This is a genomic window from Actinomyces sp. S6-Spd3, assembly GCF_000758755.1.
In the GTDB taxonomy this organism is placed as follows: Bacteria; Actinomycetota; Actinomycetes; order Actinomycetales; family Actinomycetaceae; genus Pauljensenia.
The window spans coordinates 99970-126582 of sequence record NZ_JRMV01000272.1 but is presented as its reverse complement, the minus strand read 5'-3'; the positions used below and the strand labels follow the sequence as shown (position 1 = coordinate 126582).

Here is a 26613-nt window from a genome sequence, read left to right as displayed (position 1 = left end):
TGATTCTATTACTAGACACTGTCAAGCAGAAGGGGTGTGTATGTACGACGCAATTGTGATCGGTTCAGGAATAGGTTCATTGACAACCGCAGGACTGCTCGCAGGAGTGGCGAAGAAGCGGGTGCTCGTCCTCGAAAAACACTCCACCCCAGGGGGACTCACCCACGCATTTCGACGCCAAGGCGCAAGCTGGGACGTGGGTTTGCACTACGTCGGCGACATGGCTCCCGGGACTCGGCCTCGTCAAATCTTTGATTACCTCACGGGCGGGAAGCTTTCGTGGATGCAGATGCCCGATAGCTACGATCGCTTTTGCCTCCCAAAGCTCGGGGTGAATCTTGATGTCCCCTCGGATGCCGGCGTCTATCGCCAGCGACTCGAGGCGCTCTTTCCGAAGGAGAAACGAGCACTGAAGCGCTATTTCAAGGATGTTGCGCGGGCATACTCGTGGATGACGCTCAACTATGTTCGCCAGGTTGTCCCGCAGCAGGTTGCCCCTCTTGTCGCTTTGACGCAGAAGATGCGCACCTCCCTCGCATGTGAGACGACCGCGCACTATATGAATCGTCGTTTTCGTGATCCCGCTTTGAGAACTCTCCTGACGACGCACTGGGGAGACTACGGAGTCGAACCCGAGCGCAGTGCTTTTGTCGCCCACGCGATGATCGTCGGCCACTACATGAATGGAGCGTGGTTTCCCCAGGGAGGAAGCGGGCAAATTTCGCGAATGGTCGAAGAAAAGATCCGCGCGAATGGGGGAGAAATTCGCGTCTCTCAAAGCGTAGAAGAAATTCTTGTTCAAAACGGTCGGGCGGTCGGAGTCCGCATCACAGACACTTCCGGTACACATCCAGTGACCTATGAAGAACGCGCACCGATCATCGTTTCAGGAGTCGGGGCAAGCGAAACGTATAACCGTCTACTTCCAACGCAGGGAAGCATTGGAAAACTCACGGAAGAGATACGCAAAACGATCGCGCGCATGGGACACGGAGGAACAGCGGTCATCGTCTACCTCACGCTTGACCACTATCCCGAAGGGATCGACGGCTCCAACATCTGGATCAATGAGGGTGATGGTTCGCAGACTCCCGCGGAGTTAACCACTTCCCTGCTCAACGGCACCCCACAAACGGCATTCGTTTCCTTCCCGGGGCTCAAAGCAGGCGACCAGCACGCCACCGCAGAAATTGTCTCCTTCGTTGAAGCCGGTGCTTTTCGTACGTGGGAGGACACAATGAAAGGGGATCGAGGAAGTGACTACGACTTGCTCAAATCGAAAATGGCGAGGGGACTGGTCGCACTCGTTGACCGCACTCTTCCGGGCTTCGCGGATGCTGTTCGCTACGAAGAAGTAGCGACGCCTCTGAGTATTGAGCACTACACCTCTCATTCAAAGGGATGCTTCTACGGCCTCCCCCTCACCCCGCAACGATTCACAGCGGGACTGACCACCCCAGAAACGCCGATCCCAGGGCTCTTCCTGACGGGCCAAGATGCAGGATTCCCTGGAATTGTCGGGGCCACAATGGCGGGGTGGACAAGCGCATGTCGAATCCTCGGGCCAAAAGGCTATCTGCAGATCAATCAGAGCCTGAGCAGCGACCCGGAGAGTGCATGTGAAACCTCAGATCCAGAACCAACACAGGACCCATCCCGCAGCGCGCCACGCCTCGCCGCTCAGGTCGTCCATGCGGACTGGCTAAGCCCCCACATCCGAGACATTGTCCTCAAGCTCCCGCGTTCACTGCAGTGGCGCCCCGGCCAGTATGCCCTGATCCGAGTTGCTCCCTTTGAGTGGCGGCCATATTCCTTGGCAAGTGCATCTGGAGAAAGTGCCCGTTTCCTCATCGATGTGAGAACCAAGGGGAAGGGAGCAGCATTCGCGCGCGGCCTAGAGCCTGGAGACAAGGTTGAACTCCAACTCCCATTGGGTAATTTCGAAATTCACAGCGAAGATGCCGAAAACGACGAGGCTCCCACCCGCCGCAGGATCTTCATTGCAACGGGAAGCGGGATTGCGCCATTTTGTGCTGCTTTTGAGGAGGGGATCCGTGCTGACGAGCTGCTGATCTTTGGATGCGCAAACACGGATGAGGATCTGACGCTACGACTCGAAACCCCGATCCCTCCCATCATCCGCTGCATAACACGCGAATCAAGCACTACCGCATTTAAGGGCCGCGTCACGGACTACCTTCGCACGAGCGGCATCGATCAAAGCGCCGACTACTACGTGTGCGGCTCACCGACCATGGTCGCCGATGTGCGTCGCGTGATCCGAAGCGGAGGGGGACGCGTCTACTGTGAATCCTTTTAGACGCGCGAATCTCTTATTCGCCAGCCGAGGCTAATTTCCAGTCCTCGAAAGAGAATTCGGGCGAGACAACGCAAGTGGCCAGCGCCGCTTGGCCTCGAGCAAAAGTACGCTGCCACGAACCGGCGGGGACAAGGAATTGCACGGGGTTCGAAGGCTCAGAAGGGGAGAGTTCCTCTTCCTCAGCTGCCGGCGATCCTAAGATCACGATCTGCGGCTCGGAACTTGGAGCCTCGCCATCTCCGCCGAGGTGAATCTCCAAGGCTCCCGGCCCCGACCAGATCCACAACTCATCGGAGTGCACCAGATGCCAAGCAGCTTCCTCGTCGCGATCGAGCACAAAGAGGATTGCCGAGGCCGTGGCTCGCTGGCCGCGAGGGGTTTCCACATGCGTGGGTGCGGTCCAGGTGCGACGGAAGTGGCCGCCCTCGGGGTGAGGAGCAAGGTTAAGTTGCTTCACAAGTGTGGAAGCGAGCGGGGTGAGGGTAGTCATTGCATGTCTCCCTCAAAGATGTCGGCAAAACGCGGATCAACCCAGCGCAGGTTCCCGTCAATAATCGTTGCAATCTGACGAGAAGCACCGGTTTGAACGAGCTCTTCGATGGTGTCGACAATCGTCGTCACGGGTACATCGAAAAACACCATGTCTGCGACCGCACCGGACTGAAGCTGCCCGACACGTTGCCGGCCAGTCGACAATCCCAGTGCGACAGCCCCACCCAAGGTCGCCGTGTGCAAAAGACGGCGAGCCAAGTCGCCTTCCCCATAACCCTGAGCGCGAGCGATCTTATACAAGAGCGCAACGTCTTCCATGACGTCAAGGCTAGGAGAAGAAGACAGGGAGTCCGTCCCAACGGCCAGCAAATTACCCTCATTTAGGTAGGCGGCAACAGGGGGAGCATCCAAGCCAATGACACGATTTGAGCGCGGACACAAAGCAACAGCAGTATTTCGAGAACGCAGGCGACGCCGGTCATCTGCGGTCATGTACACGCCGTGGGCAACGTGGCAATCAGGACCCAAAACCCCCAGCTGATCAACGAATTGCGTCGCCGAGAAGCCCCCACCTAGGGAACGCATCTCTGTGAAGGAAGTTGAGGCCCCACTGCGCCACAAATCATCCAACTGCGCAGTGCGACCTTCTTTCCACTCGGCCTCGGAATGGGACTCTCCCAAGTGAATGTGCAGGCGGAGGTTGCGTCGGCGCGCAAGATCGGGAAGATCCAAAAGCGGTTCCGCATCCAATGAATACGGGGCGTGCGGGGAAATGCCGATCTGCGGGGGAGTGGGCATCGCATCCAAGGAAGCGTTGACGCTTGCCGGACCGCGAGCCGCCCAATCCTCGTTCGACCACCCCATGACTTCCCAGTAGGCGACGCCGTGCAGACCCAGGTCGTGAAGCGCGCTCGCGGCCTCGGGGTCGGTGACAACGTCGGCAGCGCTGGTTGTCCCGTAACGGATCGATAGGCGAGCACCCCGCGCGGCCTCGGCCTTCCAATCGAATTCGGTATGGTCATAGACCGCGTCGAAAGCCTGCGCCCACGAGGGGAAACCCGTGTAGCGCCTCGCGCCGACCTGCGCCATTCCTGTGTACTGCAGGTGGGTGTGCGCATTGACGAGGCCGGGCATGAGTACCCCGTCTACGTGGTGTTCGACGAAGGGACACCCCGCCTGTTCAAGGGCGTGGATCACCCAATCGCGCGATCCTACGTGTTCGATTCGCCCGCCGGAAACCGCAATAGCACCGTCCAAGACGGATGGAGCGGTGATCGGAATGACGAGCCCGGCTGAGTAGACCTCGACGACGTCGGAGTGTGGACGGGGGCTTTGGATCTCTGCGTCATCTTGGGAAAGCGTCGAAGTCATGGAACTATTGTGCATTGCTTGTTCCACGAAGTGCATCAAGCGCAGCCCGAGATACCGCATCATCAGCTTGGTGAGGAAGATTGTGAAGCCCAGGAGAAAGCTCTTCCCCACGGGTCAATAATTCAGTGAGCGCCGCGACTTGGACTCCGAAACTCATGTCCATGATCTCGATGGGGTTTCCCTCGCCGGCCGTGTAGTTGATGCCCTCTCCCTTTTCCAGGAGGCGTAGGGACTTGCCCTTCGGATCACTCAGGTTCTGGATGTGTGCGGGACCGGCCTCGGTAAGAGTCCACCCCGCGACCAGTGCCTGCTCGACCTCAACTTCACCGACCACACCGCCCGCGACGGTGACAATAGCGTTTTCGGGGAGAGCCTCAAGCGCGCCAAGGGGAATGGTCGAAGGCTCACCCGTCGCGGAAATCAACATACCCGCGCGAGCGGCAAGCTCAGACAGTGGGGTGACAGTGAAACCATCCATGCGTGCTTGGAGAGCGCGAACCGGGTCAAGTTCTACGACGCTGACCTTTCCTCCCAGTGCTCGGCCAAAGCGAGCACACCCCTTGCCGACGTCTCCATAACCAATCACTCCGATCGTCATTCCAGGGACGGGGGCCCCAATCCCTGCGGGGTCAATGATGTCAAGAATCGTTGTCCAACAGGATTGGCCCGTGCCGTAGGCGTTGTCGAAGAGGGTCTTGGAACGTGCATCATTGCTGGCAATCACGGGAACGCGTAGGGGGAAATGGCGCAGCGGACGCAATCCCGAGGTCGTTTCCTCGGCGGCGCCGCGCAAGGCGGAAAGCGCTGTAGGAGCGCGATTCGGATCGTGAGCCATGCGAATGAGATGCGAACCGTCATCCAGCAGATATTCGTTGTTTTCAGCGAGGAACTCGCGGGCCAGCACCTCCTCCTCTTCGGGGCTCGCTTGGGAGTTAGCGAAGACCTTCAGTCCCGCACGGCGCAGTGCGTCGGCAACGTCATCGTGGGTCTCGCTTGCGTGCCCAAAGACGCTCACCTCAGCACCGGCCTCGGAAAGCATCAGGGCAAGCGCCGCAGTTTTTGGTTCCAAAACAAGGGCGAGGCCGATGCGGCGACCCGGGAGCAGGTGGGCAATGCGGCCCACCGCGGCCTCGGTGACGGGCATGAGCGAACGGGCCCACGCAATGCGCTCGGGATCTTCGGGGCCACGCAAAAGTGAGGTATCGGGAGCGTAAACTCCTTGGAAGCTGCCACCGGGAGCGAGGACGGTGATCGCACCCGGGCGCGGAAATGCCCCCTCATCTAGGTCGAAGATCACGTCGAGGCCGGTGGGAGTCGAGGGAGTGTCCTCGGCACAATCCGGGGTAATGACCTGGGCTCCGAAAGCCTCAAGGAGCGCGGTGAGCTCGCCGTCGGAGGTGATGAAACGTCGTCCGGCGATCAACATATTTGTTGCGCGGGCGTATGCCCGCAGAAGCACTTGCGCATGGGTCATATCCATCAACCTAGCAGATTGACTATTCCAGCTGATGGCGGGGCAAGGGGTGTCCCTGGCAGTTTTCTTTGAGATGGCAATGGGATAGTGTGAGCAGACATCGTTGGCGCTCAAAGGTCGAGAGGAGACGGTCGATGCAGAAAACGAAAGAAGCAGATCAACCCAAGACACATCCATCTTCGGGCAGCGTGATTTCAATGTCCGGCGTCATCTCTGCCGTATGCGCAGCGCTGATGCTCGTGATGTTTCTACTGGCCTTCTTCAGTGAAATTGTTGGCCGTGGGTGGGCCACCCTTCTCTTTGTGGAGGCATTTGCGGTCTATGAGCTTCCCTTGGGAGTCGTCGCGTTTTTCGTGGGGCTATATGCCCTGACCGCCTCGCGAGCGCACGGTAGACGCCTGTGGAGTTTGGGCGGATATGCCATCGCCGCGGTCATTCTTATTGTGCTCGTGAACCTGATGCTTGCGGGCGAGGAACTCTTTGATCGTCTCATGGACATCTACATCTTCTACCTGTGACTTCAGCGAGGGTGAGAACTATGGTCAGCGATCCCGCATCCTATGCTGGTGCCCAGATCCGTCTTGTCGCCGTCGACATGGATGGAACGCTCCTCGACGATGAGAAGAATTTTCCTCCCGGATTAGACGAGCTTCTTGATCACTTGGAGCAACGTGGAGTCGTCTTTGTTCCCGCTTCCGGCCGTCAAGTGTGGACCTTGATCGATATGTTCCCCGAGCGCCCCGGACTCACTTTTATTGGAGAAAACGGCGCGATCGTCATGCGCGACGGCCGCGAAATCTCTTCGGCCCCGCTTGACCTTGCGACGGTGCGTGAGAGCGTGCGCTTGGTCCGTCAATACGCATTGCCGAGGCCGGGTGCGACGGCCGCACGCGAGGACGCCGGGGAGGGGAGCCTACGAGAGAACTTCGACGGTGGCCTCGTCGTATGCGGGAAAAACTGCGCGTACGTGGAGCGCACGGACGAAGCTTTTTTGGCGGCTGTCGCACCCTATTACACGCGCACGCAATGCGTTGATGACCTGATGAAGGTGATCGATGACATTGAACAGGGGCGGATCGACGAGGCGATCATTAAGCTCGCCGTTTACAGTGCCGGTGACGTGACTGCGCTTGCGGATCAAACTTTGGGGCGCTTTGCGCGCAGTCATCAGTTTGCGATCTCGGCCGCGAATTGGGCTGATCTGCAAGACCGCGGCGTTGATAAGGGACGCGCATTGCGCGCACTTCAAGACTATTTGGGAGTTACTCCGGGGCAGACGGCTGTTTTCGGCGATGCGGGAAATGATCTGTCGATGATCGCTCAGGCTGAGTTTTCTTTCGCGATGGAGAATGCCTCTGCTGACGTGCGTGCAGCGGCGCGCTTCCTTGCGCCTTCGAATAACGAGGCCGGGGTTGTGAAGGTGCTTCAGGTTCTTCTTGCTGAATAAAGCTTTGCGTAGGTGCCCGGCCTCCTATAGTCTCAATCCCCGGAATACTTATTCGCGAGGAGGACATTGTGAGCATGTCGGGCGGACCAGGCCAAGGAAGCAATCCCTATCAGGGCGGAGTCGCTGGAGGAATCCCTGATCAGGAGCAGCCGCAGAGCACAGTGCCGGTCCAAGGAGCAGCACTGCCGCAAACTGCCGGAGTACCGCTGAATCCTCAGCTTGTTCAGCAGGGCGCCGCGCTCTATCAGGGCCCTGGGTACCAGGCAATGCCGCAGCCGGCTGGCCAATACGTGGGTGCACCTCTGGTCCAAGGTGAAGCCAAGCTGAAGCGTTCGCCGCTCATTCTTGGTTTTGTCGGCTGGGTGTTTGTCGCGTGCTCGTTCTTGTTGCCCTACCTCCTCATTCGAGACGCAATTAAGAGCGGACACCCCGAAGGCGCCGGCTGGGTGTGGATCCTCTTCTTGATAATGTGGATCGGTCTTGTTGCGCCGGTCAACATTTTCGGCGTGGTTTTGGCCATGCCGAGTCCTGCAGTCCCCGTGTCGGAGAAGCAGCGCAAGCTCAACACGTGGGGAATCGCTTTGAATGTGAGCCCCTGGGTGCTTGGAGCTATTGGGTTTGTGGGGTCGATGTTCTACGTGTTCGGCGTGTAGTGGAGCGTTAGAGGATCGTGCGCCTTCGCTGACGACGGGTTTGACGAAAAACTGATGGGGGGTCGCAACGCTGAGCGTTGCGACCCCCCACAAAGCATGAAGCCTGTTGGAGGCGTTCTGTCTTACTCGGCAGAAGCTTCCTGATCGGCTGAGTAGTCTTCGACTTCCAGGTCTGCCCAGTAGTCTTCGGCCCAGGGATCTTCGATCGGCTGGCTGCGCTTCCACAGGACGTAGCCTGCGCCGGCTGCTGCTGCGGCCACAGCGGTGAAGCACAGGGCGCGCAGGAAGCGGCACTTCTTGCAGGACTTCTTGCGAGCCGGAGTCGTCAGGGCCTTTGCGGATGCCGAGCGTGCAGCGCGTGCACGTTCGCCAAGATCGCCCTCGCTGGAGAGTGCAGCAGCGGACTCGGTCACTGCACGGTTGAGGCGAGGCAGGTAGTCGTCGACGACATGACCGTGAATATCGGATAGGAAGGGCTGTGCGCGATCGGCAACGGCCTGTGCGCGATCAGTTGCGGACTCTACAAGGGGGGTGGCGCGCTCGATTGCGCTTGCCAGTGCAGCCTGTGCACGGGGAGCTGCCCAATCCAGTCCCTGTTCTGCCAGATCGGCGGCGCGCACGGCAATGCGGCCCGCGTGCACTGCCGCTGCGTCACGGAGCTGCAGGCTCTGAGCCTTGAGCTTTTCGGTGTCGATGTTCGGGGTCCTAGCCATGATGTCTCCGAATCTGTCTAAGAGAGTTGCGTTCGCTTTTGAACGTATGTGACTCCTCTATTGTGCACTCTTCCTCCTTCGCATGCAGCGTAATCGCGGGAAAACTCGGCAAAATCTCGTGCCGATTTCACGTGAATCTGGAACGATGGAGTCATGGAAGCAACAATTCATACCAATATGGGCGATATTCGACTCGAGCTTTTCCCCGAGCAGGCGCCCAACACCGTCAAGAACTTCACCTCCCTTGCCAAGGGTGAGCGCGAATGGACCGATCCTTCGACCGGCCAGCAGACTTCCCGTCCGCTGTACGACGGCACGATCTTCCACCGCGTAATCGACGGCTTCATGATTCAGGGCGGTGACCCGCTGGGCACCGGCACAGGCGGCCCCGGATACCAGTTCAATGACGAAATCCACCCCGACCTGAACTTCGACAAGCCCTACCTGCTGGCCATGGCCAACGCGGGCAAGCGTATGGGCAAGGGCACCAACGGCTCACAGTTCTTCATCACCGTCGCCCCGACCCCGTGGCTGCTTGGCAACCACACCATCTTCGGTGAAGTGATCGATGATGAGTCCAAGCGCGTTGTTGACGCGATTGCCACGACCCGCACTAGTCGCGGTGACCGTCCGGTTGACGATGTCGTGATCTCCTCGATCGATATCGTCGACTGACACTAAGGAAACTATGTCCCAGCCTCTGTATGGGCGGCGCTCGGATCCCTACGCCGCACCAGAATGCCCGCGCCACCCCGGTGTGCGCAGCGTCGACTACTGCAAACGCTGTAATCGACCGATGTGCACCCAGTGTGTCGTCCCCACGGAAGTTCGTTCGATCTGTGTGGATTGCGCGGGCAGAGGCCGAGGCAACTTCTTTGGTCGCTCCCGGGCAGCTCGGCCTCGTCAGGTCGGGAATGTGCGGATCGGCGCCGAAACCCCGCTGATCACCTACGCGACCATTATTTTGTGTATCGGTCTGTGGCTCGGGGACTTTGTGGGCAACCACATTGTCACGCGATACTTGGGTTTCACTCCTCTTTACGGACTCATTCAGCCGTGGCGTATTTTGACGACTGCATACCTGCATCTCAATCTCACCCACTTGGCCTTCAATATGATTTCGCTCTATGCCGTTGGGCGAGCACTGGAACCCCTCTTGGGGCGGGCCCGTTTCTTTGCCCTGTACCTGATCAGTGCTCTTGGCGGCTCAATCGGCGTCCTGGGATGGGCGCTCATTGATACCTCTACGGTGAACACAGTCACCGTAGGTGCGTCGGGCGCGATTTTTGGCCTCTTCGGTGCGGTTTTCGTTCTTCAACGCGCGGCGGGCATCGATGCGCGCGCAATCGCCGGGCTTCTTGCCGTCAACCTCCTCTACGGTTTCATCGTTTCGGGCATTTCTTGGCAGGCGCATATCGGCGGTCTCATTGCGGGAATGCTGTGTGCGTGGGTGCTGCTCCTTCTGGGCCGGCCACGCGCTGGAATGACCGCGAAGAAGCAAGGAGTACGTACAGCTATTGGCGTTGCTGGAATGTTTGCCGCCGAGATCGTCATCCTTGTCGTCACCTACATGGTGCTTATCGGAATCTAGGACTCGCAATGTTGGATATGTGGAATCCGTGGGAGATCTACGATCGTTTGATCGAACAGGTCGATCCTTCCGTGCGCGTGAGCGCGTGCGGGCGCGCAGGCAAGTGGGCCTTCGTTGAGAATTCCGAGGCCGGCGCCGGGATGGCTTTCCATATGCCCGTTGAGTCTGTGCCGCGTTCCCTTCCCGAAGACATCACGGGACTGAGTTTGCGCGAGGTTGCAGCTTTCGCGAAGAGTTGGAACTTTGCCGAGGCCGCGATCGGCATGGCTGCGCTCAACTCGTGGTATGCCCTTCCATCCCGTGCTGAAGCTGCCGGATTTGAACCCTGCGAGGTCAATAACTGGCAGAACCTTTTTGATCCGTGGGCGAAGGAGACCGCAGGCAAGAGGGTTGCGGTCATCGGCCATTTTTCCTTCGCTCCAGCCGCCCTTCCCGCGGTTAGTGAATTGATCGTTCTCGAGCGCAATACTCTCCCCGGTGACTTGCCGGATTCAGCCGCCGAGTATGTTCTGCCGACGTGTGATTACGTGTTTATTACGGGTTCTGCTTTCGTCAACAAGACCATGCCGCGCCTTCTTGAACTTTCCCGAGGCGCGCGCACGATCATCGTTGGTCCCTCCTCTCCTGCGGCACCGATGCTTGCGGAATACGGCATGGATTCACTGACAACCTTCTCGGTTACCGATGTCTCTTCCTTCCAACCGGCACTGAGTGGTCACTTGCTTGGAGGCATGTACGAGGCTGGAAGACGCATCGAGTTTCACGCTCACTAGTAGCGCGGCATAGTCACAGCGTCGATTTACTCGAAGGGAAAAGCCCATTTCAGGGCTATTTTCTTACCCTTTCCCCACGTTCCTGAATGATTACTGTGCGCCTGGTGCGAACTAGCTGTTGTTTAGTTTTGAGGGTGTGGATAACGTGTGGATACTGCAGCGAATGGGCTTTGGAAGCTGAAAGTCAAGGGAAAAATCACATTTTTCGTGATCTTTGCAGTAGATTCTAGATTTTCGTTGATATTTCGCGGTTTTCTGGTTTCAATACACAATTCATCCAATCGAATTCATACGTAAATCTGGGAATCGAAGCTGGGTAATTACACGCGTGAGATTTATCCCCAGCTGTGGATTCGCCTGTGGATAGAGTGTGGGTGGATGTGGATTTTCGCGCGAGTATGTGGATAGCGTGTGAAATGCATACAAAGCTGGGGGGTGTTCGCGTGCGAACACCCCCCAGCAGGAGTTTTACCAGATCAGCGCTTAGCGCCAGCGCATCGTCATCAAGAAGCCGATGAACGCGATGCCACCACCCACTGCGAGGTTCCATTGGCCCAGCTGCGGAATCGGGTAAGCGGCGCTCGAAATGTAGAAGACAACGATCCACAACAGGCCCACAATCATGAGCGTCGTGAACAACGGGGCCCACCACACGGGAGAGAGCGGAATACCATCGGTCCAGGCGTGAATCTCAGACTCGGACTCAGCGGCTGCACGCTTCGCAGCCTTCGCACGCTTGTCGCGCTTTGCCTTATCGCGCTTGCCAGCCTTGCCGCGCTTCTCACGCTTCGAGCGCTCATCCTTCTCGCTGGTCTCGCGCTTGCGATCCTCGCGCCTTGACTCTTCTGCCTGAGTCTCTTCGGACTGCGACTTCGTGTCCTTCTCGCTCTCGCTCTTCTTCGGCTCAGCCACGATTATCCTTTCTTGCGGCAGGTATTCGGGAGCTACTCCCGGGTAACGCCGCGACAGGCGGCCTCCCTCTAGCCTAGCTGGACTGGGCCAAACATCAAAAGCAACTGGGCGTATACACCCCAAACAGGGGATACTAGAACTACACTGCCCGGGCTCTATGAAAGCCTGCTCGCAACCAGGAGACGACGTGAAACTATTTGGACGACCGCTTAAGCGTCCGCGGGGGCGCACCCTGCGTTCAGCGGCCTCGGTTCTCCTCGTCACCACGGCCTCGGGAATCCTCTTCGTCGCAAGCGCACACTCCAACTCGGAAACCCGCTCGCAAACCCACGTTGACCTCGCCGGCCTCGTCGGACACCGCCAAAACGAAGTGAAGGAACTCCAAGACTCCGTCGCCTCGCTGAAGGACCAGATTGCCGGCCATGTCCCCGCCACAAGCCAACAGGGTTCGGACACCGTCGATGAACTATCCAAGCACCCCGTTTCAGGACCCGGCATCACCGTAACGCTCTCCGACGCCCCAACCGACACAGTTCCCGATAACGTCAACCCGAACGACCTTGTCATCCACCAGCAAGACATCGATGATGTCATGAACGCCATGTGGGAGGGCGGCGCCGAAGCAATGACAGTACAGGGAGTACGCATCGCACCGCGGACTGTTGTTCGCTGCATCGGAAACGTCATCCTTGTCGGCGGCACATCCTACTCGCCGCCCTATAAAATCTCGGCCATCGGAAATGTGAATCAGCTCCGAAATTCGGTCGAAACGAATCCTCGAGTCGTCAATTACCAGCGTTATGTGGCACGCTACGGATTGGGCTGGGATCTGAAAACTTCAGATAACCTCGAGTTTCCGGCGTCCGCCCAAGACCTATCCCTTCGATACGCACAGGTGGTGAAAGAGAATGGGTGAACACGTAGAAGAACCGGCAGCCCCCCGCCGATCGCGCGCCACCTTCCTCTCGGTCATCGGCGAGCTCCTCATTACGATTGCCGTCATTTTGGGGTTGTTTGCCGTGTGGCAGCTGTACTGGACCAGCTACAAGGTGGAAGGCCCGCGTGCGCAGGCCGTTGCTGACTTCTCAAATCAGCACCCCTCAAAGCGCACACTCGGCGAGCGCCACACCGAGGACCCGCCGGAGTTCACCCAGACCCCCGCGATCGATGAACTCTACGGCGTCATACACGTTCCCTCATGGAATTGGATGAAAATCCCCTTGGGTGAGGGCACAACCGGGACGATCATCGATCAGGGCTGGGCTGGTCACTACAAGGACACCGCGCAGCCCGGGCAACTTGGAAACTTCTCTGTTGCCGCACACCGTCGTTCCTACGGTAACTCCTTCCGTTTCATCGATCTCCTCAAGCAAAACGACAAGGTCGTTGTCGAAACGAATGACCTTTACTTGGTCTACACCTACCAGTCCAACGAGATTGTTCCTGCAAACGACGAAACGAATATCCGCGTCATCGCGCCGGTTCCTGGAGACCTGACATTCTCGAAGCAGCCGACTGAACGCCTGATGACCATGACGACCTGCAACCCCGAATACGGAAATTCCGAACGATTCATCGTCCACCTCAAGCTTGAATCGTGGACCCCGAAGAACACGGGCGTCCCCGCCGAATTGCTTGACGAGCCCGTGGAGTAAGGAAGGAAAAAACATGTACGGATGGTTCTTCCGCCACCTTCCGGGACCCACGTGGTTCCGCGTCTTCTTGTGCCTGGTCATCGCTGCCTTCGCAGTCGCAGTGCTTTTCGCCTACGTTTTCCCGTGGGCAGAGCGCTTCTTCGGCTTGGGTGGTGCCTCGGTCTGATTAACCGGGGCTGCGCCTGCTTTGAGCGGGCAGCGCCGCTAAGTTACTGAATATAGGTGTTGGGGGCTTGGCAGTGCCAAGCCCCCAACACTATGTAGGTTTTACGATCCGCCTCAGTGACTCGACGCGCTGGGCGATGCCGAGCCGTTAGCCCCCTGCGAAACGTACAGGGTGATCGAGCTACCCTGACGCACCGAGGAACCCTCGCTGGGCGTCACGCCGGTGACAGTGCCGGCGGCAGCATTACGATCAGGCATCTGAATGATCGTCACGCGCAAGCCCAGAGCCTCCAGCGACGAGGCCACGGTCGTGTAGTTCTGTCCCGTCAAGTTATCGGGGACGACGACGTTACCCGAAGCGATGTTGAGCGAGATCGTGTCACCGCGCTTCACCTCGGAACCAACCGCGGGCGAAGTCGACACGACGCGGCCCTGCGAAGCCCCGGCCTCGTCGACAGTGTTGACGTTGCCGACGGACAAGCCGGCCTGGGTCAGGGCATTGCGCGCCTGATCCTGGCTCATACCCGTGACATCGGGGACCGTGACCTTCTGAGAACCGGAAGAAACATAACCGGTGATGGTCGATCCAGCGCGGACCTTTGAACCAGCAGAAGGACTGACGCGTGCAATCTTGCCGCTTTCGACGTTATCTGACGCTTCCTTCTGATCCGACAGAGTCCACTTCAAACCAAGCGCCTCGACGGTCTGCTGGGCTTGAGCCGGGCTCATGCCAACAAGGTTATCGGGAAGCGTAATCGAAGCAGGACCGGAAGAAATCGTTGCAATCACTCGAGAACCAGGCTTAGCGGCAGTGCCTGCAGCAGGATCCGTCGACACGACAGAACCCGCGGGGATCGTATCGGAGGCGACCTGTTCATCGGCGACCGCCCACTCAAAGCCCTTGCTCTTAATGGTCTGCATCGCCTCGGCCTGAGACTGGCCGACAACATTGGGAACCTCGGAGGTGGAATCTTCGCGAGAATGCGTGACCACGAGCCACGTAATGCCAATGAGAGCGACAAGAACGACAGTGATGATCCCAGCGATCAAACCTGCAGGACGCTTCTTCTTGGAGTCTTCTTCCTCGTCTTCATCTGCGCGACGGACCGCGGTTGCCTGCGAACCCGGGCGTGCGATCCTGGTCTGCGTTGCATCCGAAGGTGAAGAGGGCGAAGGGAATGCCGGCGCAGCCGCAACTGCAGGAAGCGTCTGGGTTGCCGCGCTTTCCCACACAGCGGTCTCGGGGGCATTCACATGAGCACCGTGAGCCGCGCGCAAGAGGTCAGCCTTCATTGCCGCCGCGGAAGAATAACGATCGTCAGGATTCTTAGCCAGTGCCTTCATGACGACGCGGTCCATGGCCTCGGGAACATCTCCCGCAATGGACGAGGGGAGCGGCGGAATGGTCTGGACGTGCTGGTAGGCAACGGCCACGGCAGAATCACCCGTGAAAGGCGGCTTTCCAGTGAGCAACTCGAAAAGCAGCACGCCCGTGGAATACAGATCCGAACGAGCATCAACAGGCTTACCCTGCGCCTGCTCGGGGGAGAGGTACTGAGCTGTGCCCACGACCGCATTGGTCTGCGTCATAGTCGCCTGTGAATCGGCGATTGCGCGAGCAATACCGAAGTCCATGACCTTGACCTCACCCTTGGAGGTCAGCATGACATTTCCGGGCTTGATATCGCGGTGCACGAGGCCAGCCGAATGCGAGTACTCGAGTGCAGACAAGACGCCGGCAACAATGTCGACGACCTCGGCGATCGGGAAAGGACCCGCATCGTCGGAGAGGAGGTCCTTGAGCGGACGCCCATCGACGTACTCCATGACGATGTAGGGGATCGAGACCTTACGACCATCGGGGAGCAGCGTTGCCTCTTCACCCGTGTCGTAAACGGCAACGATGTTGGGGTGGTTCAGCGAAGCAGCGGACTGCGCTTCGCGGCGGAAACGCGCTTGGAAGACGGAATCCATCGCCAAGTCAGTTCGCAGCGTCTTGATAGCAACGATTCGCGACAGGCGCTTGTCGAACCCGAGGTGTACTTCGGCCATGCCTCCGCGCCCGATAAGCGAGCGCACCTCATAGCGTCCCCCTAGAACTCGAGGGGCGGAATCTGCCATGTCGTAACCTCCTGATTGGATGAGACCTCTGCACTTGTTCGGTGCAAGAGCGACCCGAATCTGTTGTGGATAGTAGCAACTGCAATTAAGAAAATCGTGAGAGAGATCAAGAAGATGACCAACCACTTCCCGATCTGGTCCTTACGCGTTGGCTCCGGTGCCACAACAGAACGATTGTAGCGAGTCTTCACGGGAGCACTCGTGCGGATTGTCCCGTTCTCTTCGGTGACTGCGTGCCAGCGGATGAGAGCAGGATTGATCGTCACGCGCTGTGGTCGTGTCGCGCTTCTACGGCGCCGGGGCATCTCTGCCGAGGCGGCGGCCGCCTTCGTGGGGGAAGGCCGGCTCTGACGCGTGGGCGCAGCAGGTTTCGCGGCCTGCGCCTCGGGCGTCATCGTTTCGGGCAGACGAGGCGTGCGCGGGACACTTCCCATTCGCGAGGCCGCAGGCTTGCGCGCAGCCAAGGAAGGCTTCGCTGCCTGCGCCTCAAGATCGACTGGCTCGAGGAGATCCGCCGGAAGCGAGCGCCGCTGCGTGTGCTGAACCGGAGCGCCGGAGCGAAGCGTCGGATTCACACGAGTCTCAACAGCGGGAGCTCCAGGAGTCGGAGGAGCCCCATGGTGGGGGGCCTCAACCGTCGGCGGGGGAAGCGGACGCGCTCGGAGGGAAACCCCCATCTCACTTCCAGCCGCAACCAACTCGCGGACCAATGCCGAACCCGATTCAGGGCGCCGCTGAGGATCCTTATCGAGGAGGTGATAGATGACCCGGGCCAAGGGTTCGGGAACCGAGTCAGGAAGAGCGGGGACAGGCTCATTCACATGGGCGAAAGCGATATCGACCTGTGACTTCCCGGTAAAGGGGCGCACCCCCGCTGCGGCCTCGTACGCAATCACACCCAGGGCGTAAAGGTCACCCAAAGACGTGGCCTTCTCGCCCATCGCCTGTTCGGGGGGAAGGTACTGGGCGGTCCCCATGACCATGCCGTCGGCGGTGAGATCAATCTGCGAGTCCGTGCGCGAGATCCCGAAATCGGTAAGCTTCACCATGCCATCGGGACGAATAAGAACGTTCGCGGGCTTAATGTCGCGGTGAACGACTCCGGCTTGGGCTGCCGCACCAAGGGCCATGGCGATCTGCATGAGGATCGGCATGAGGTACTCAGGAGAGATTGACTGTCCGCCTCGCAGGTAATCGGTCAGGGGGCGGCCCTCAACCAACTCCATGATGATCCAGCCGCGGCCATTTTCTTCGCCAGAATCAAGAACGTTCGCGATATTCGGGTGCTCAACGCTCATCGCGTTTCGAGCCTCAATGCGCAGGCGAGATAGGGAAAGTTCCTGCCCGGAAAGCTCGGGGCGCAAGACCTTCGCGGCAAGGGTTCGGCCCGTGACACGGTCACGTGCCTTCCACACCTCGCCCATGCCGCCCTGCGCGATCAGGGAGAGCAGGAGATATCTGCCGCCAAGAAGTCGTCCGGCAAGCTGGTTAGGGGTAGTCGAAGGCTTCGAATCGCTCACTTCAATCCCTCCTGGAGGAGTGCGCGTGCGATGGGACCCGCATCGCTTCCGCCGTGGGGAACAGGCCTGGAATCATCGCCCTCAACCAAGACTGCGAAGGCGATCTTCGGGTTGTCAGCAGGCGCAAAACCAACGGCCCATGCGTTTGCGCGTCCCGAACCGTCGCCCACTTCAGCTGTTCCGGTCTTCGCCGCCACGGAGATACCGGGAAGAGCCATTTCGGTGCCCGTTCCGTAGGGCTGGGAGACGACTCCCTGCATGAGCTCAGTCATTTGGGAAGCGATCTCGGGACTGATCTTTTGACCGACGCGCACCGGAGAAGTCTCGGACTGAACCTGGAGGTCAGAGTCAACGATCTGCGAAATCATGTAGGGACGCATCATGGTGCCCTTGTTGGCAATGGTCTGCGAGACCATTGCCATTTCCAAAGGCGTGACCTTCACCGAGTACTGGCCAATGGAGCTCATCGCGAGCTGCGCAGAATCCGTTGAATCCGGGAACTGCGAGGCAGTCACGCTCAAGGGGATCTTCTGGCTTGTCCCGAACTCGAAACGATTCGTCAGGTCAGCCAAATCTGTATGAGTGAGCTTTTCGCTGGCAAGAACGAAAGTCGTGTTACACGAGCGTGCGAAGGCCTCGGCAAGAGTGGGGTGTCCGTTACCGCACTCCGTCGACTCGATATTCGACACCGAGGTCTGGGTTCCCGGAAGAACTGTTGAGACGGGAGAATCCATCTCTGTTTGCGGCGTGACAGCGCCCTTCTCAAGCAGGGCAATGGTGGTGAGGATCTTGAAGCTCGAACCGGGAGCGTAAAGATCGCCAGCAATCGCGCGGTTATACAGGGGCTTGGAGGGGTTATTAATCAGATTCGTGTAGGCCGTGTTGGCTTCCTGGGAATCAAAAACCGCCAGGGAATTCGGGTCATAGGACGGCGAAGAATACATGGCTAAAACGGCACCGGTCTTGGCGTCGAGAGCAACGACTGCTCCCTTACGATTCCCCAGCTTTTCTGCGGCGATTTGCTGCATTTGTGGGTTGAGCGTCAAAACAACGCCGCCACCTTGACGGTTCTGACCCGTGAAGAGATTGCGGAAACGCTGAGCGAGGAGGGCCTGAGACTGGCCATCTAAGATATCTTCAGCCGCAGCTTCCATCCCGGTGGACTGAGAGAAGGCCGCCGAGAAATAGCCGGTCGTGTGCGCGTAGAGCGGACCCTGGGAATAAGAGCGCTGGTAGCGCGAGGATCCTTCAATCTTTTCGGAGGACGCAATCGCAGTGCCATCAACAATGATCGGGCCGCGATCGGTTTCAGCAGCGTGCAAAATCGTGCGTTGATTGCGGCCATCAGCGTTCAGCGAAGGGGCTTGAATGACCTGATTATTAGTCACCATCAAACCGAGGGCCGCGAACATCATGAGCACAATGACAAAAAGGCGACGAATCTGAGTATTCACGCGCGACCTCCCATGTGCTCGGGTGCTTGACGGCGCTTAGGTTCCACCTCGGGCAGGCTGCCAGACGTCCATGCGGAAGGCACGGAAGGACGGCGCGCAGCGTCAGAGACTCGGATCAGGAGCGCAACAGCCAGCCAAGAAGACACCATCGAGGAGCCACCGGCCGCCAAGAAAGGCGCGGTCAAGCCGGTCAGAGGAATCAGCCGGGTAATTCCGCCCAAAACAACGAAAATCTGGATGGCAAAGGAGAAGCTCAGACCCGTGGCCAAAAGCTTTCCGAAACCGTCTCGGACGCCGATCGCTGCGCGCAGGCCTCGTTCAATGAGGACCAAGTACAGGACAAGGATCGCCGCAAGACCGGTGATTCCCAGCTCCTCGGCGAAAGAAGACAAAATGAAGTCCGAGTTCGCCAGGGGGACGAGCTGCGGGTAACCGCGGCCCCACCCGGTTCCCATGAGCCCGCCCGAGGCCTGGCCGAAGAGCCCCTGAACCAGCTGGTAGGAGCCTCCCGCCTCGGCGTTGTACACATCGGGTTCAAGGGCATTGAGCCACACGTCAAAGCGAGCGCGCACGTGACTAAATGTCTTGATCGCAATGAAAATTGCGGGGACGAACATGGTGAAACCGATGACCAACCACGAGACTCGATTCGTTGCGACGTAGAGGGTTGCAACGAAAAGCCCGAAGAAGAGAAGCGAGGTTCCCAGATCGCGCTGGAGGACAAGAATTGCCACACCGACAAGCCAGACGACCAAGATCGGACCCAGGTCGCGCGCGCGTGGAAGACGTAATCCCAACACCTTCGGGCCGCCGATGGTCAAATTATCGCGGTTAGTGACCAGGTAACCGGCGAAGAAAATCGCCAAAGTAATCTTCACAAGCTCGCCCGGCTGCATAGACAGCGGGCCGAGGCTGATCCACACTCGTGCTCCGTAGGTTTCCTTGCCGAGGCCAGGAATCATAGGAAGCAGAAGCAAAACAACGGAAACCAGGCCAAAAGTGTAGGTGTAGCGGCGAAGAACACGGTGATCACGCACCAGCACCAAGACAACCGCGGCAAGGACGATGGCGATTCCAACGAACATCAACTGTCGGACACCGACGGTGTCCATGCCTAGGGCATCAAGAGATAAGTCGATTCGGTAGATCATCGCCAAGCCCATGCCGGTCAGGGCAACCGCAATCGGTAAGATCACGGGGTCCGCGTAGGGGGCGAGGAAGTGAACACCGACCTCGGCAACAATCGCCAGAGCCACCAAGATCCCGATGTGGAGTCCCAAATTCGCGGGGATTTCCCCCGTGCGGTTGAGTGTGGTCAGGACGTAGCCGCCGATTCCAACCGCCAGTGCGATCAGCATGAGGAAGAGCTCAAGGACGCGCCGGGGGCGGACAGGATTAATGGAAACGGTAGCCACTAGTTGCCCCCCTCCTGTGTTGCTTCAGGGGTGGGGGTGGGTTGGCTCTGGTTTTGTTGGTCGCTGTTTTGCTGAGATTGTTGAGCCTGCTGCGCTTCGCGCGCCTGCTGAAGGGCACGCTCGCGGGCGTTTGAGCGCAAGATCGCAACATAGGCGTCGACTTCACCGCGCGAGGAACGCGTGACGGGCTCTTGAAGACGCTGCTGATCGACCGCTGCGAGCTGGTCGAGCTTCACGTCGGTGATTTCAACGGCGTGGGAGAGATTCCACGAGCCGATGGACTGTGGGATCCCTTGGAAAATGACGACTGAGCCGTCTTTGCCCATGACGTAGTACTGGGATTGGCTCCACTGCCAGCCCAACCAGCCGGCAATAACGACGCCAATTGCGAGCATCAAACTGATGACGGGCAAGAGCCAAGCGAAACGTGGGCGCCGAGGAGCGTCGGCCTCGGCCTCGGCCTCGTCGTCGACGGGAAGCTCCTTGGTCGGGGAAGCCAAAGCCGCAGCGCGAGCCGCTGCCCCGCCACCCCCACGGGTGGGCGCGAGGCGGTCCTTCGCAGCAGCGCCAACGATCTGCGGTGCGCTGGGAGGGACGGTGCCCGCGGGGACGATATCAGCGACCACGCAGGTGACGTTATCGGGACCACCCGCAAGCAAAGCCAGCCGGATCAGTTCTTCGGCGCACTCTCCGGGATCGCGGACATCGGTGAGAATTTCAGCGATCGTATCGGAGGAGACAACTCCGGAAAGCCCGTCAGAACACAGCAGCCAGCGGTCTCCCACGACTGCTTCACGCATGGTTTCATCGGGAGTGACATCGGCTTGAGAATCCCCAAGGATTCGCATGACGACATTGCGCTGCGGGTGATGTTCGGCCTCTTCAGGAGTGATTTGGCCGCTGTCCACCAGGTACTGAACAAAAGAGTGATCGGTGGTGACCTGGGTCAGGGTGTCGCCGCGCAAGAGATAGGCGCGCGAGTCGCCGATGTGGACCATGGCGAGCTTGTTTCCCGAACGCATGAGCGCGATGCAGGTTGTCCCCAGTCCAGCGAGCTCGGGGTCTTGCTCGGAGCGCTCGGAAAGTTCCTCGTGCGCGTCCATGAGGGCATCGCGAAGAGAGGGGAGAAGAGTCTCAGCGGGGTGGGAGTCGGTATCGAGGGGAACCAGGTGAGCAATAGCAACCGAGGAAGCGATATCGCCGCCTGCGGGGCCGCCCATTCCGTCGGCTAAAACCAGAAGATTCGCGCCCGCATAGCCGGAATCTTGGTTATTTTGGCGCACCAAGCCGACGTCGCTGCGAGCGGCGTAGTGAAATTCGACGGGCTTGGGTGGGGCCATGTTACTTCACCAATTCGAGGGTCGTTTGGCCGATTCGGACGATATCTCCCACGTTCAATTCCCGAGGCGACGTCAGTCTTTCGTCGTCCACGAAAGTTCCGTTTCGGGAACCAAGGTCTTCGATCCACCAACGTCCGTCAGCGGGGGTCAGACGCGCGTGTTGGGAAGATGCGTACTCGTCTTCCAAAACCAGTGTTGATGAGGGCGAACGTCCAATGACGATCTGAGTGCTTCCGAGGGGAATGATCGTGCCCACAAGCGGGCCTCCGGTGAGGAGAAGATTTCGCGGCTCGGAAGTATGTGTTGAACGCCTAGATTCGCGGCGCTTACGATCCGCATCCTTGCGTCCTTTTCCGCGCGGGGTCACGACCGTGCCGAAGATATCGCGGCGCAGAGTTGAGACCGCTCCCAAAACGAGGAGCCACAAGAGGACAAGGTAGCCCAAGCGGAAAAGGGTGAAGGTGAGATCTGAAGTCACTGGGCATCCTCACTTTGCGGGTGCGTCCAGAACAGGATTCGGGTGCGTCCGATGGTGATCTGGTTTCCGTCCAAAAGGGTCGCTGCATCAATGCGGTGGCCTTCAACGAAAGTACCATTTGTTGAACCCAAATCGGTAGCAATCACGCCGGTCGGAGTAATACGAAGTTCCAGGTGACGGCGCGAAACGCCCGAGTCTGCAACGGTGATGTCGGCCTCGGCTCCGCGGCCAATGACAGTGACGGGTTCGGTGAGGAGCCACTTCTGGCCGTCGATGTCGAGGATGGGGTGCTCGGGGGAGGGTGACGAGGCCGTGGCCGGGGCGGCAGCGCCTCGTTCGTTGCGTGCTTCCACTTGGAGCTGACCGGTGAATTCTTCCGAGTCGCGCGTGAAATCAATGGAGATTGGGCCGAGAAGGGCGTATCCCTGGGAGGCTGCGTGATCGGTTACCTGTTGGGCGAATTCGCCGGCGAGGATGTCGAGGTCACCCAATGCATCCATATCGGAGGGTGCCATGCGGATGAGGAAGTGGTTGGGGGCAATTGCACGGTCGGTGGAGAGCTCTTGGACGTGGTCTTCCATGGAGCGCTTGAGCGCCGAGGTGATGTCAACTGCTTTGATTCCCGAACGGAAAACACGCGAGAAGGCGCCGTTTACACCGCGCTCCACGGCGCTTTCAAAACGGTCGAAAATACTCATGCAGCCTGTTCCTTGTTCGGTATCTAACCCTTGCGCGTAGGCCCTAACCCGAAGGTTTCGACAGGCCTACTGACAGTATTTTACATTTTCGTCCCAAATTGGGTGGGGTGAAGGGTATTTGAAAGGCTATTTGAGTGGGCCCGTTAAGGTGCTCTATTGATGACGCAGGTCACATGTTTGCAATGTCAATTAATGCTGTTAATATCATGTGAGATCCCTGATACGGAGACATATGAATCGGTTCAGAACTGCCCCCCAACCGCAGCATGTACAGCGTCGTCCTGAGCGTCGAAAGTCTACGCGCTATGCGGTGATTTCGTGCATCCTTGCAGCCCTCATTGCCCTTCCCGCAGTGACTAATTTTCAATCCCCGGCCCGGGCAGATGCCCCCCTTGAAACACCCGGTGCCGACACCATTACTTTCAATCGCTCCGAAGGTCGAATTGGCAAGGCTGTTCTCAATGACTCGGGAACCGATCGAAGCACCGTTGTTGCTGACAACTCTTACTTCGGTGTCGTCCGCGGAATGACCAACTACGACTCCTCGGATCCGAACCAGCGCTCCGTCGCTTATCGCGCGGGTTATTCCCAAGACTGGCTTGACGCGAATGTTGCGAATAACGGCGACTACTGGTCCTACGTTACTCGAGGCGTGGCCTGGGACTACCACATGGCCGCTTACTACCACTACGCCTACCACGGGGACTACACTCCCAACGCGATCTCGACCTCGACAACCAGTGCGCTCGGATACAAGCCGAATGACCCCGGGACGGTCTCCCTCAACAGCACCTTCCTTATCGGTACGGTTCGACACAACAACTTCCCGATCTACTCCCAGATTCACTGGGTGCACTCGTCTTTCGACATTCGTATTGGTGACCTGGAGGAATCCTTCCCCTTTGACCAGCAGGAAACCGACAACGACACGGACACGACGGCCGTGCGACGCAAGGGAGGCCCCTACGAGTGGGTCTCCCGTGCCTCCGCGCCGCGCACCTGCCCATCGACTGCCCCCTACTATGCGCTCGCTCGATCCGATGGCAACTGGCACTGCTTCAAAAGAGTTGGTGAAGGAAAAGGCAGATACGACATCTACACGGATCAGCCCCAGTACTATCCGGGTTCGGCGGGCGTGCCCGACCATACCCCCCAGTCAGACGACGTCCTGACAATCACGAAGACCACCTCGGACCAGACGATCAGCGTCAACGGGATCCCCTATCGACTCGTCCTCTACGGGTTCGTTCCCAGCGCCGATGGTTCTTGCCCGGCAACACCCCCTGCTGGCGCCACGCCGGTCTCCACCTTCACGACCAAGGAAAACCAGAGCTCCTTCGGCTGCCTCTACGGCTCCTTCAGCCAAGAGCGCTACCTGCGCGTCGCGAAGACGGTCACCGAGGACTCCGAGCAGGTGGGCGAAACGATCCCACCGTTCACCTTTACAACGATGGGCGTTGGTGACTGGTCCGCGCCCACGGGAACACCGCTCAGCACCAGCGTCACGGCCGATGGCTTCGTCGGTTGGAACTCCTTCGAGGACGCGAACCTGACCCCGACCGCTTTCGGCAAGGCCGGGGCGGTCACCTCCGGGTACAGGGCCTTCATGCCCGGCTTCTCTCAGTTCGTCGTCGCTGAGACAGGGCCGCGCATCGCCGGCCGATTCCCGTTGCAGTTTGGAGCACCGGGGCGTTTCGGCCCCTGGAAGACCAGTGACGACCCGAACTCCGCGCAGTGGAACCTCGTCGACGTGACCTGTCTGAACGGCATTGGCGAGCGGGTCAACGTTACTCGTGACCCTGACACGGGCGGTGTGGACTTCTCCCAGGTCGCCCCGGCCTCATCCCCCGCAGCCCTGCCCATCACCTGCACCTTCACGAATGAAGAAAAGGTCCCCAAGCTGCGCATCCAGAAGGACCTGGAAAGCGTTGAAGGCGCAACGACCGATGACATTACAGTGACCTATCGCATCAGCGCCACCAACGACGGCTCGCTCAAGGGAACAACAGGTCGCTTGACCGACACCCCGGACTTCGCACCGGGATTGAATGTCCGCTCGGCTGCGGTCGCGACCACTCTTGAGGGACTTGCAAGCGCTGCAGTGCAGCCGGCCGCCGCATCCTATGTCCTTACCGAAGGCGCGGATCTTGAGCCCGGTCAGTCAGCCACGTGGTACATCCGTATGCGTGTGAGCCGAGATAAGACCGCGGCGGGCTACAACGAGGTCGCGCTCGAGTGTGCAACCCAGAATGATCGCCTTCGCCCAAAGAATGGTCTGTATAACCGCGTCAGCGGAAACTACGACCACGATGGTGAATCCAATAACGAGGCCTGCGCCCCGGTTCGCCCGCGACCGATCCGCATCGAGAAGGCCGGCACCCAACCGGTCGGAACTCAAAACGATGATGGAACCTATCCGCTCAATGGCGCGGCTTTCGCGATCTATGACAATCAGGCACTCACCGGTGCTCCGATCAGCGTTCTTGATGGTGGATCCAGTTTCGTCAGCCCCTCTCTTGAAACGGGGAAGACCTACTGGCTGGTTGAGACCCGCGCGCCTGCAGGACACGTTCTGCTGCCGCGTCCCATTCCCTTCCATATCAGTGTTGGAACCGATGCTGCTGCCTCGACCGTGATCACCACCGATTTTGGTCCCGATGATGGTTTCTCCTCCGTGAGAGTTTTACCCGCAAAGGCCGGCACTGGAGATGCGGCTCTGACGGGTATCCGCGTGGTTGATACTCAGGTTGGGCATCTACCAGTAGCCGGGTCCACAGGCATCTACCCCTACCTTGGAGCGGGTGCTGTGCTGATGGTTGCTGCCGGTGGCATCGTGTGGATGAAACGACGCGAAGGGCTTGAAGCCTAAGAAATAGCGAAGGAGGGGGCGCCCGCCAAACGGCGGGCGCCCCCTCCTTTAACGCTCAGTCAGGTGAGTTAAGCAGGGCTCAGAACTCAGAAGTCCCAGTCCTCATCTTCGGTGTCGACCACTTCGCCCATGACGTAGGAAGAACCAGAACCCGAGAAGAAATCGTGGTTCTCATCCGCGTTCGGGCTCAGGGCCGCCAGGATCGCGGGGTTCACGTTCGTCGCATCGGCGGGGAAGAGGGCCTCGTAGCCCAAGTTCATCAGGGCCTTGTTGGCGTTGTAACGCAGGAACTTCTTGACGTCCTCGGTCAGGCCGAGCGGATCGTAGAGGTCCTCGGTGTACTCTTCCTCGTTTTCGTACAGCTCGAACAGCAGGGAGAAGGTGTAGTCCTTGAGCTCCTGGCGGCGAGCCTCGTCGGACTCGTTGACGGCCAGCTGGTACTTGTAGCCAATGTAGTAGCCGTGCACGGCCTCGTCGCGAATGATCAGGCGGATCAGGTCAGCGGTGTTGGTGAGCTTTGCGTGAGCGCTCCAGTACATGGGCGCGTAGAAGCCCGAGTAGAACAGGAAGGACTCAAGCATGGTCGAAGCGACCTTGCGCTTTTCAGGATCGTCGCCCTGGTAGTAGGACTTCACGATCTCCGCCTTGCGCTGCAGGGCCTCGTTCTCGTTCGACCAGCGGAAGGACTCGTTGATCTCCTCGGTGGACAAAAGCGTGGAGAAGATCGAAGAGTACGACTTTGCGTGCACGGACTCCATGAAGGCGATATTCGTGTACACCGCCTCTTCGTGGGGGGTACGGGCGTCCGGAATCAGCGAGACCGCGCCGATGGTTCCCTGGAGCGTGTCGAGCAGAGTGAGTCCGGTGAAGACGCGGTTCGTCATGCGCTGTTCTTCGGCGGTGAGCGTCTTCCACGATGCCAAGTCGTTGCTCAAGGGCACCTTTTCGGGGAGCCAGAAATTACCGGTCAGACGATCCCAGACCTCGAGGTCTTTGTCGTCTTCGATGCGGTTCCAGTTAATGGCTTCAAAAACGGGCGTTACGCTCACGCGTCCTCCTGACACGAGTGTTTCATGCGGCGCGATCCGGGATAGGAAGCGGGCCTGATAGTTCTAAAGACTACCGTCTTCGTCGGTTGAAATCTGCCTCTGA

Annotated in this window: 24 protein-coding genes; 11 read left to right on the top strand and 13 right to left on the bottom strand. The window is 59.0% G+C overall.

The window, feature by feature from the left end; translation table 11 throughout:
- Positions 1-40 precede the first annotated feature (40 nt).
- Positions 41-2320, top strand: a complete 2280-nt coding sequence (locus tag HMPREF1627_RS02620; protein ID WP_034500912.1) for an FAD-dependent oxidoreductase — start codon at positions 41-43, stop codon at positions 2318-2320.
- A 13-nt stretch (positions 2321-2333) separates the two neighbouring features.
- On the opposite strand, the gene HMPREF1627_RS02615 is transcribed toward HMPREF1627_RS02620, so the two are convergent.
- The 3 genes from HMPREF1627_RS02615 to HMPREF1627_RS02605 are packed head-to-tail and all read right to left on the bottom strand — an operon-like array spanning position 2334 to position 5663.
- Positions 2334-2810, bottom strand: coding sequence for a cupin domain-containing protein (locus HMPREF1627_RS02615; RefSeq protein ID WP_034500909.1), 477 nt, complete (start codon positions 2808-2810; stop codon positions 2334-2336).
- Positions 2807-4183 (bottom strand): amidohydrolase family protein, encoded by a 1377-nt coding sequence (locus tag HMPREF1627_RS02610; RefSeq protein WP_052040819.1) that lies wholly within the window; start codon positions 4181-4183, stop codon positions 2807-2809. The genes HMPREF1627_RS02615 and HMPREF1627_RS02610 overlap by 4 nt, the downstream gene beginning before the upstream one ends.
- A gap of 4 nt (positions 4184-4187) precedes the next feature.
- Positions 4188-5663, bottom strand: coding sequence for an adenosylhomocysteinase (locus HMPREF1627_RS02605; protein WP_234305215.1), 1476 nt, complete (start codon positions 5661-5663; stop codon positions 4188-4190).
- Between the two features lie 128 nt (positions 5664-5791).
- On the opposite strand from HMPREF1627_RS02605, the gene HMPREF1627_RS02600 reads away from it, so the two are divergent.
- The 3 genes from HMPREF1627_RS02600 to HMPREF1627_RS02590 all read left to right on the top strand — a co-directional run bounded on the left by HMPREF1627_RS02600 (position 5792) and on the right by HMPREF1627_RS02590 (position 7757).
- Complete coding sequence (locus HMPREF1627_RS02600; RefSeq protein WP_034500907.1) at positions 5792-6175, top strand: hypothetical protein; 384 nt, start codon at positions 5792-5794, stop codon at positions 6173-6175.
- A gap of 20 nt (positions 6176-6195) precedes the next feature.
- Entirely contained in the window at positions 6196-7104 is a 909-nt protein-coding gene (locus tag HMPREF1627_RS02595; protein WP_034500904.1) for an HAD hydrolase family protein, read from the top strand.
- 68 nt (positions 7105-7172) lie between these two features.
- Positions 7173-7757, top strand: coding sequence for a hypothetical protein (locus tag HMPREF1627_RS02590; protein ID WP_234305214.1), 585 nt, complete (start codon positions 7173-7175; stop codon positions 7755-7757).
- A 122-nt stretch (positions 7758-7879) separates the two neighbouring features.
- Here the strand turns inward: HMPREF1627_RS02590 and HMPREF1627_RS02585 are convergent, their stop codons facing one another.
- Complete coding sequence (locus HMPREF1627_RS02585) at positions 7880-8470, bottom strand: hypothetical protein (protein ID WP_052040799.1); 591 nt, start codon at positions 8468-8470, stop codon at positions 7880-7882.
- Positions 8471-8623: 153 nt separating this feature from the next.
- Here HMPREF1627_RS02585 and HMPREF1627_RS02580 point away from each other — a divergent pair, with 153 nt between their 5' ends.
- The 3 genes from HMPREF1627_RS02580 to HMPREF1627_RS02570 are packed head-to-tail and all read left to right on the top strand — an operon-like array spanning position 8624 to position 10834.
- A complete protein-coding gene (locus HMPREF1627_RS02580; protein WP_034500899.1) occupies positions 8624-9145 on the top strand; it encodes a peptidylprolyl isomerase in 522 nt (173 codons plus the stop codon).
- 13 nt (positions 9146-9158) lie between these two features.
- Positions 9159-10061 (top strand): rhomboid family intramembrane serine protease, encoded by a 903-nt coding sequence (locus tag HMPREF1627_RS02575; RefSeq protein ID WP_034500897.1) that lies wholly within the window; start codon positions 9159-9161, stop codon positions 10059-10061.
- 8 nt (positions 10062-10069) lie between these two features.
- Positions 10070-10834, top strand: a complete 765-nt coding sequence (locus HMPREF1627_RS02570) for a Rossmann-like domain-containing protein (protein WP_034500895.1) — start codon at positions 10070-10072, stop codon at positions 10832-10834.
- 483 nt (positions 10835-11317) lie between these two features.
- Here HMPREF1627_RS02570 and HMPREF1627_RS10135 read toward each other — a convergent pair whose 3' ends face one another.
- On the bottom strand, positions 11318-11746 hold the full coding sequence (locus HMPREF1627_RS10135; protein ID WP_234305213.1) for a cell division protein CrgA: 429 nt from the start codon (positions 11744-11746) through the stop codon (positions 11318-11320).
- 187 nt (positions 11747-11933) lie between these two features.
- Here HMPREF1627_RS10135 and HMPREF1627_RS02560 point away from each other — a divergent pair, with 187 nt between their 5' ends.
- The 3 genes from HMPREF1627_RS02560 to HMPREF1627_RS10550 are packed head-to-tail and all read left to right on the top strand — an operon-like array spanning position 11934 to position 13567.
- Positions 11934-12662: a DUF881 domain-containing protein gene (locus tag HMPREF1627_RS02560; RefSeq protein ID WP_081940744.1), complete on the top strand. Its 729-nt coding sequence runs from the start codon at positions 11934-11936 to the stop codon at positions 12660-12662.
- Positions 12655-13401 carry a class E sortase gene (locus HMPREF1627_RS02555; protein WP_034500891.1) on the top strand — a complete coding sequence of 249 codons (747 nt, stop codon included), beginning with the start codon at positions 12655-12657 and terminating at the stop codon, positions 13399-13401. The genes HMPREF1627_RS02560 and HMPREF1627_RS02555 overlap by 8 nt, the downstream gene beginning before the upstream one ends.
- 13 nt (positions 13402-13414) lie before the next feature.
- Positions 13415-13567 carry a hypothetical protein gene (locus tag HMPREF1627_RS10550; RefSeq protein WP_034500888.1) on the top strand — a complete coding sequence of 51 codons (153 nt, stop codon included), beginning with the start codon at positions 13415-13417 and terminating at the stop codon, positions 13565-13567.
- 113 nt (positions 13568-13680) lie between these two features.
- Here HMPREF1627_RS10550 and pknB read toward each other — a convergent pair whose 3' ends face one another.
- From pknB to HMPREF1627_RS02515, 7 genes are read right to left on the bottom strand one after another with little or no spacing between them, the layout of a single operon-like run.
- Entirely contained in the window at positions 13681-15687 is a 2007-nt protein-coding gene (pknB, locus tag HMPREF1627_RS02545) for a Stk1 family PASTA domain-containing Ser/Thr kinase (protein ID WP_034500885.1), read from the bottom strand.
- The gene (locus HMPREF1627_RS02540; RefSeq protein WP_034500882.1) at positions 15660-17207 is read right to left on the bottom strand and encodes a serine/threonine-protein kinase; all 1548 of its coding nucleotides are present in this window, start codon (positions 17205-17207) and stop codon (positions 15660-15662) included. Before HMPREF1627_RS02540 ends, pknB begins: the two co-directional genes overlap by 28 nt.
- Positions 17204-18661: a peptidoglycan D,D-transpeptidase FtsI family protein gene (locus HMPREF1627_RS02535; protein WP_034500880.1), complete on the bottom strand. Its 1458-nt coding sequence runs from the start codon at positions 18659-18661 to the stop codon at positions 17204-17206. The genes HMPREF1627_RS02540 and HMPREF1627_RS02535 overlap by 4 nt, the downstream gene beginning before the upstream one ends.
- Complete coding sequence (locus HMPREF1627_RS02530; protein ID WP_034500878.1) at positions 18658-20076, bottom strand: FtsW/RodA/SpoVE family cell cycle protein; 1419 nt, start codon at positions 20074-20076, stop codon at positions 18658-18660. Before HMPREF1627_RS02530 ends, HMPREF1627_RS02535 begins: the two co-directional genes overlap by 4 nt.
- On the bottom strand, positions 20076-21416 hold the full coding sequence (locus HMPREF1627_RS02525) for a PP2C family protein-serine/threonine phosphatase (RefSeq protein ID WP_034500875.1): 1341 nt from the start codon (positions 21414-21416) through the stop codon (positions 20076-20078). The genes HMPREF1627_RS02530 and HMPREF1627_RS02525 overlap by 1 nt, the downstream gene beginning before the upstream one ends.
- Before the next feature lies 1 nt (position 21417).
- On the bottom strand, positions 21418-21894 hold the full coding sequence (locus HMPREF1627_RS02520; protein ID WP_034500874.1) for an FHA domain-containing protein FhaB/FipA: 477 nt from the start codon (positions 21892-21894) through the stop codon (positions 21418-21420).
- A complete protein-coding gene (locus tag HMPREF1627_RS02515; protein WP_034500872.1) occupies positions 21891-22592 on the bottom strand; it encodes an FhaA domain-containing protein in 702 nt (233 codons plus the stop codon). Before HMPREF1627_RS02515 ends, HMPREF1627_RS02520 begins: the two co-directional genes overlap by 4 nt.
- Before the next feature lie 232 nt (positions 22593-22824).
- Between HMPREF1627_RS02515 and HMPREF1627_RS02510 the strand changes: the two genes are divergently transcribed.
- Entirely contained in the window at positions 22825-25461 is a 2637-nt protein-coding gene (locus HMPREF1627_RS02510; protein ID WP_034500870.1) for a SpaA isopeptide-forming pilin-related protein, read from the top strand.
- 86 nt (positions 25462-25547) lie between these two features.
- On the opposite strand, the gene nrdF is transcribed toward HMPREF1627_RS02510, so the two are convergent.
- On the bottom strand, positions 25548-26510 hold the full coding sequence (nrdF, locus tag HMPREF1627_RS02505; protein WP_034500868.1) for a class 1b ribonucleoside-diphosphate reductase subunit beta: 963 nt from the start codon (positions 26508-26510) through the stop codon (positions 25548-25550).
- Positions 26511-26613 lie beyond the last annotated feature (103 nt).

What these genes read in the sequence shown, in the direction of transcription:
- HMPREF1627_RS02580 (WP_034500899.1), top strand. Translation starts at nt 8,624, where the DNA reads ATGGAAGCAACAATTCATACCAATATGGGCGATATTCGACTCGAGCTT.
- HMPREF1627_RS02510 (WP_034500870.1), top strand. Translation starts at nt 22,825, where the DNA reads ATGAATCGGTTCAGAACTGCCCCCCAACCGCAGCATGTACAGCGTCGT.
- HMPREF1627_RS02575 (WP_034500897.1), top strand. Translation starts at nt 9,159, where the DNA reads ATGTCCCAGCCTCTGTATGGGCGGCGCTCGGATCCCTACGCCGCACCA.
- HMPREF1627_RS02595 (WP_034500904.1), top strand. Translation starts at nt 6,196, where the DNA reads ATGGTCAGCGATCCCGCATCCTATGCTGGTGCCCAGATCCGTCTTGTC.
- HMPREF1627_RS10550 (WP_034500888.1), top strand. Translation starts at nt 13,415, where the DNA reads ATGTACGGATGGTTCTTCCGCCACCTTCCGGGACCCACGTGGTTCCGC.
- HMPREF1627_RS02555 (WP_034500891.1), top strand. Translation starts at nt 12,655, where the DNA reads ATGGGTGAACACGTAGAAGAACCGGCAGCCCCCCGCCGATCGCGCGCC.
- HMPREF1627_RS02605 (WP_234305215.1), bottom strand. Translation starts at nt 5,663, where the DNA reads ATGGATATGACCCATGCGCAAGTGCTTCTGCGGGCATACGCCCGCGCA.
- HMPREF1627_RS02585 (WP_052040799.1), bottom strand. Translation starts at nt 8,470, where the DNA reads ATGGCTAGGACCCCGAACATCGACACCGAAAAGCTCAAGGCTCAGAGC.
- HMPREF1627_RS02600 (WP_034500907.1), top strand. Translation starts at nt 5,792, where the DNA reads ATGCAGAAAACGAAAGAAGCAGATCAACCCAAGACACATCCATCTTCG.
- HMPREF1627_RS02615 (WP_034500909.1), bottom strand. Translation starts at nt 2,810, where the DNA reads ATGACTACCCTCACCCCGCTCGCTTCCACACTTGTGAAGCAACTTAAC.
- HMPREF1627_RS02525 (WP_034500875.1), bottom strand. Translation starts at nt 21,416, where the DNA reads ATGGCCCCACCCAAGCCCGTCGAATTTCACTACGCCGCTCGCAGCGAC.
- HMPREF1627_RS02570 (WP_034500895.1), top strand. Translation starts at nt 10,070, where the DNA reads ATGTTGGATATGTGGAATCCGTGGGAGATCTACGATCGTTTGATCGAA.
- HMPREF1627_RS02620 (WP_034500912.1), top strand. Translation starts at nt 41, where the DNA reads ATGTACGACGCAATTGTGATCGGTTCAGGAATAGGTTCATTGACAACC.
- HMPREF1627_RS02515 (WP_034500872.1), bottom strand. Translation starts at nt 22,592, where the DNA reads ATGAGTATTTTCGACCGTTTTGAAAGCGCCGTGGAGCGCGGTGTAAAC.
- HMPREF1627_RS02610 (WP_052040819.1), bottom strand. Translation starts at nt 4,183, where the DNA reads ATGACTTCGACGCTTTCCCAAGATGACGCAGAGATCCAAAGCCCCCGT.
- pknB (WP_034500885.1), bottom strand. Translation starts at nt 15,687, where the DNA reads ATGGCAGATTCCGCCCCTCGAGTTCTAGGGGGACGCTATGAGGTGCGC.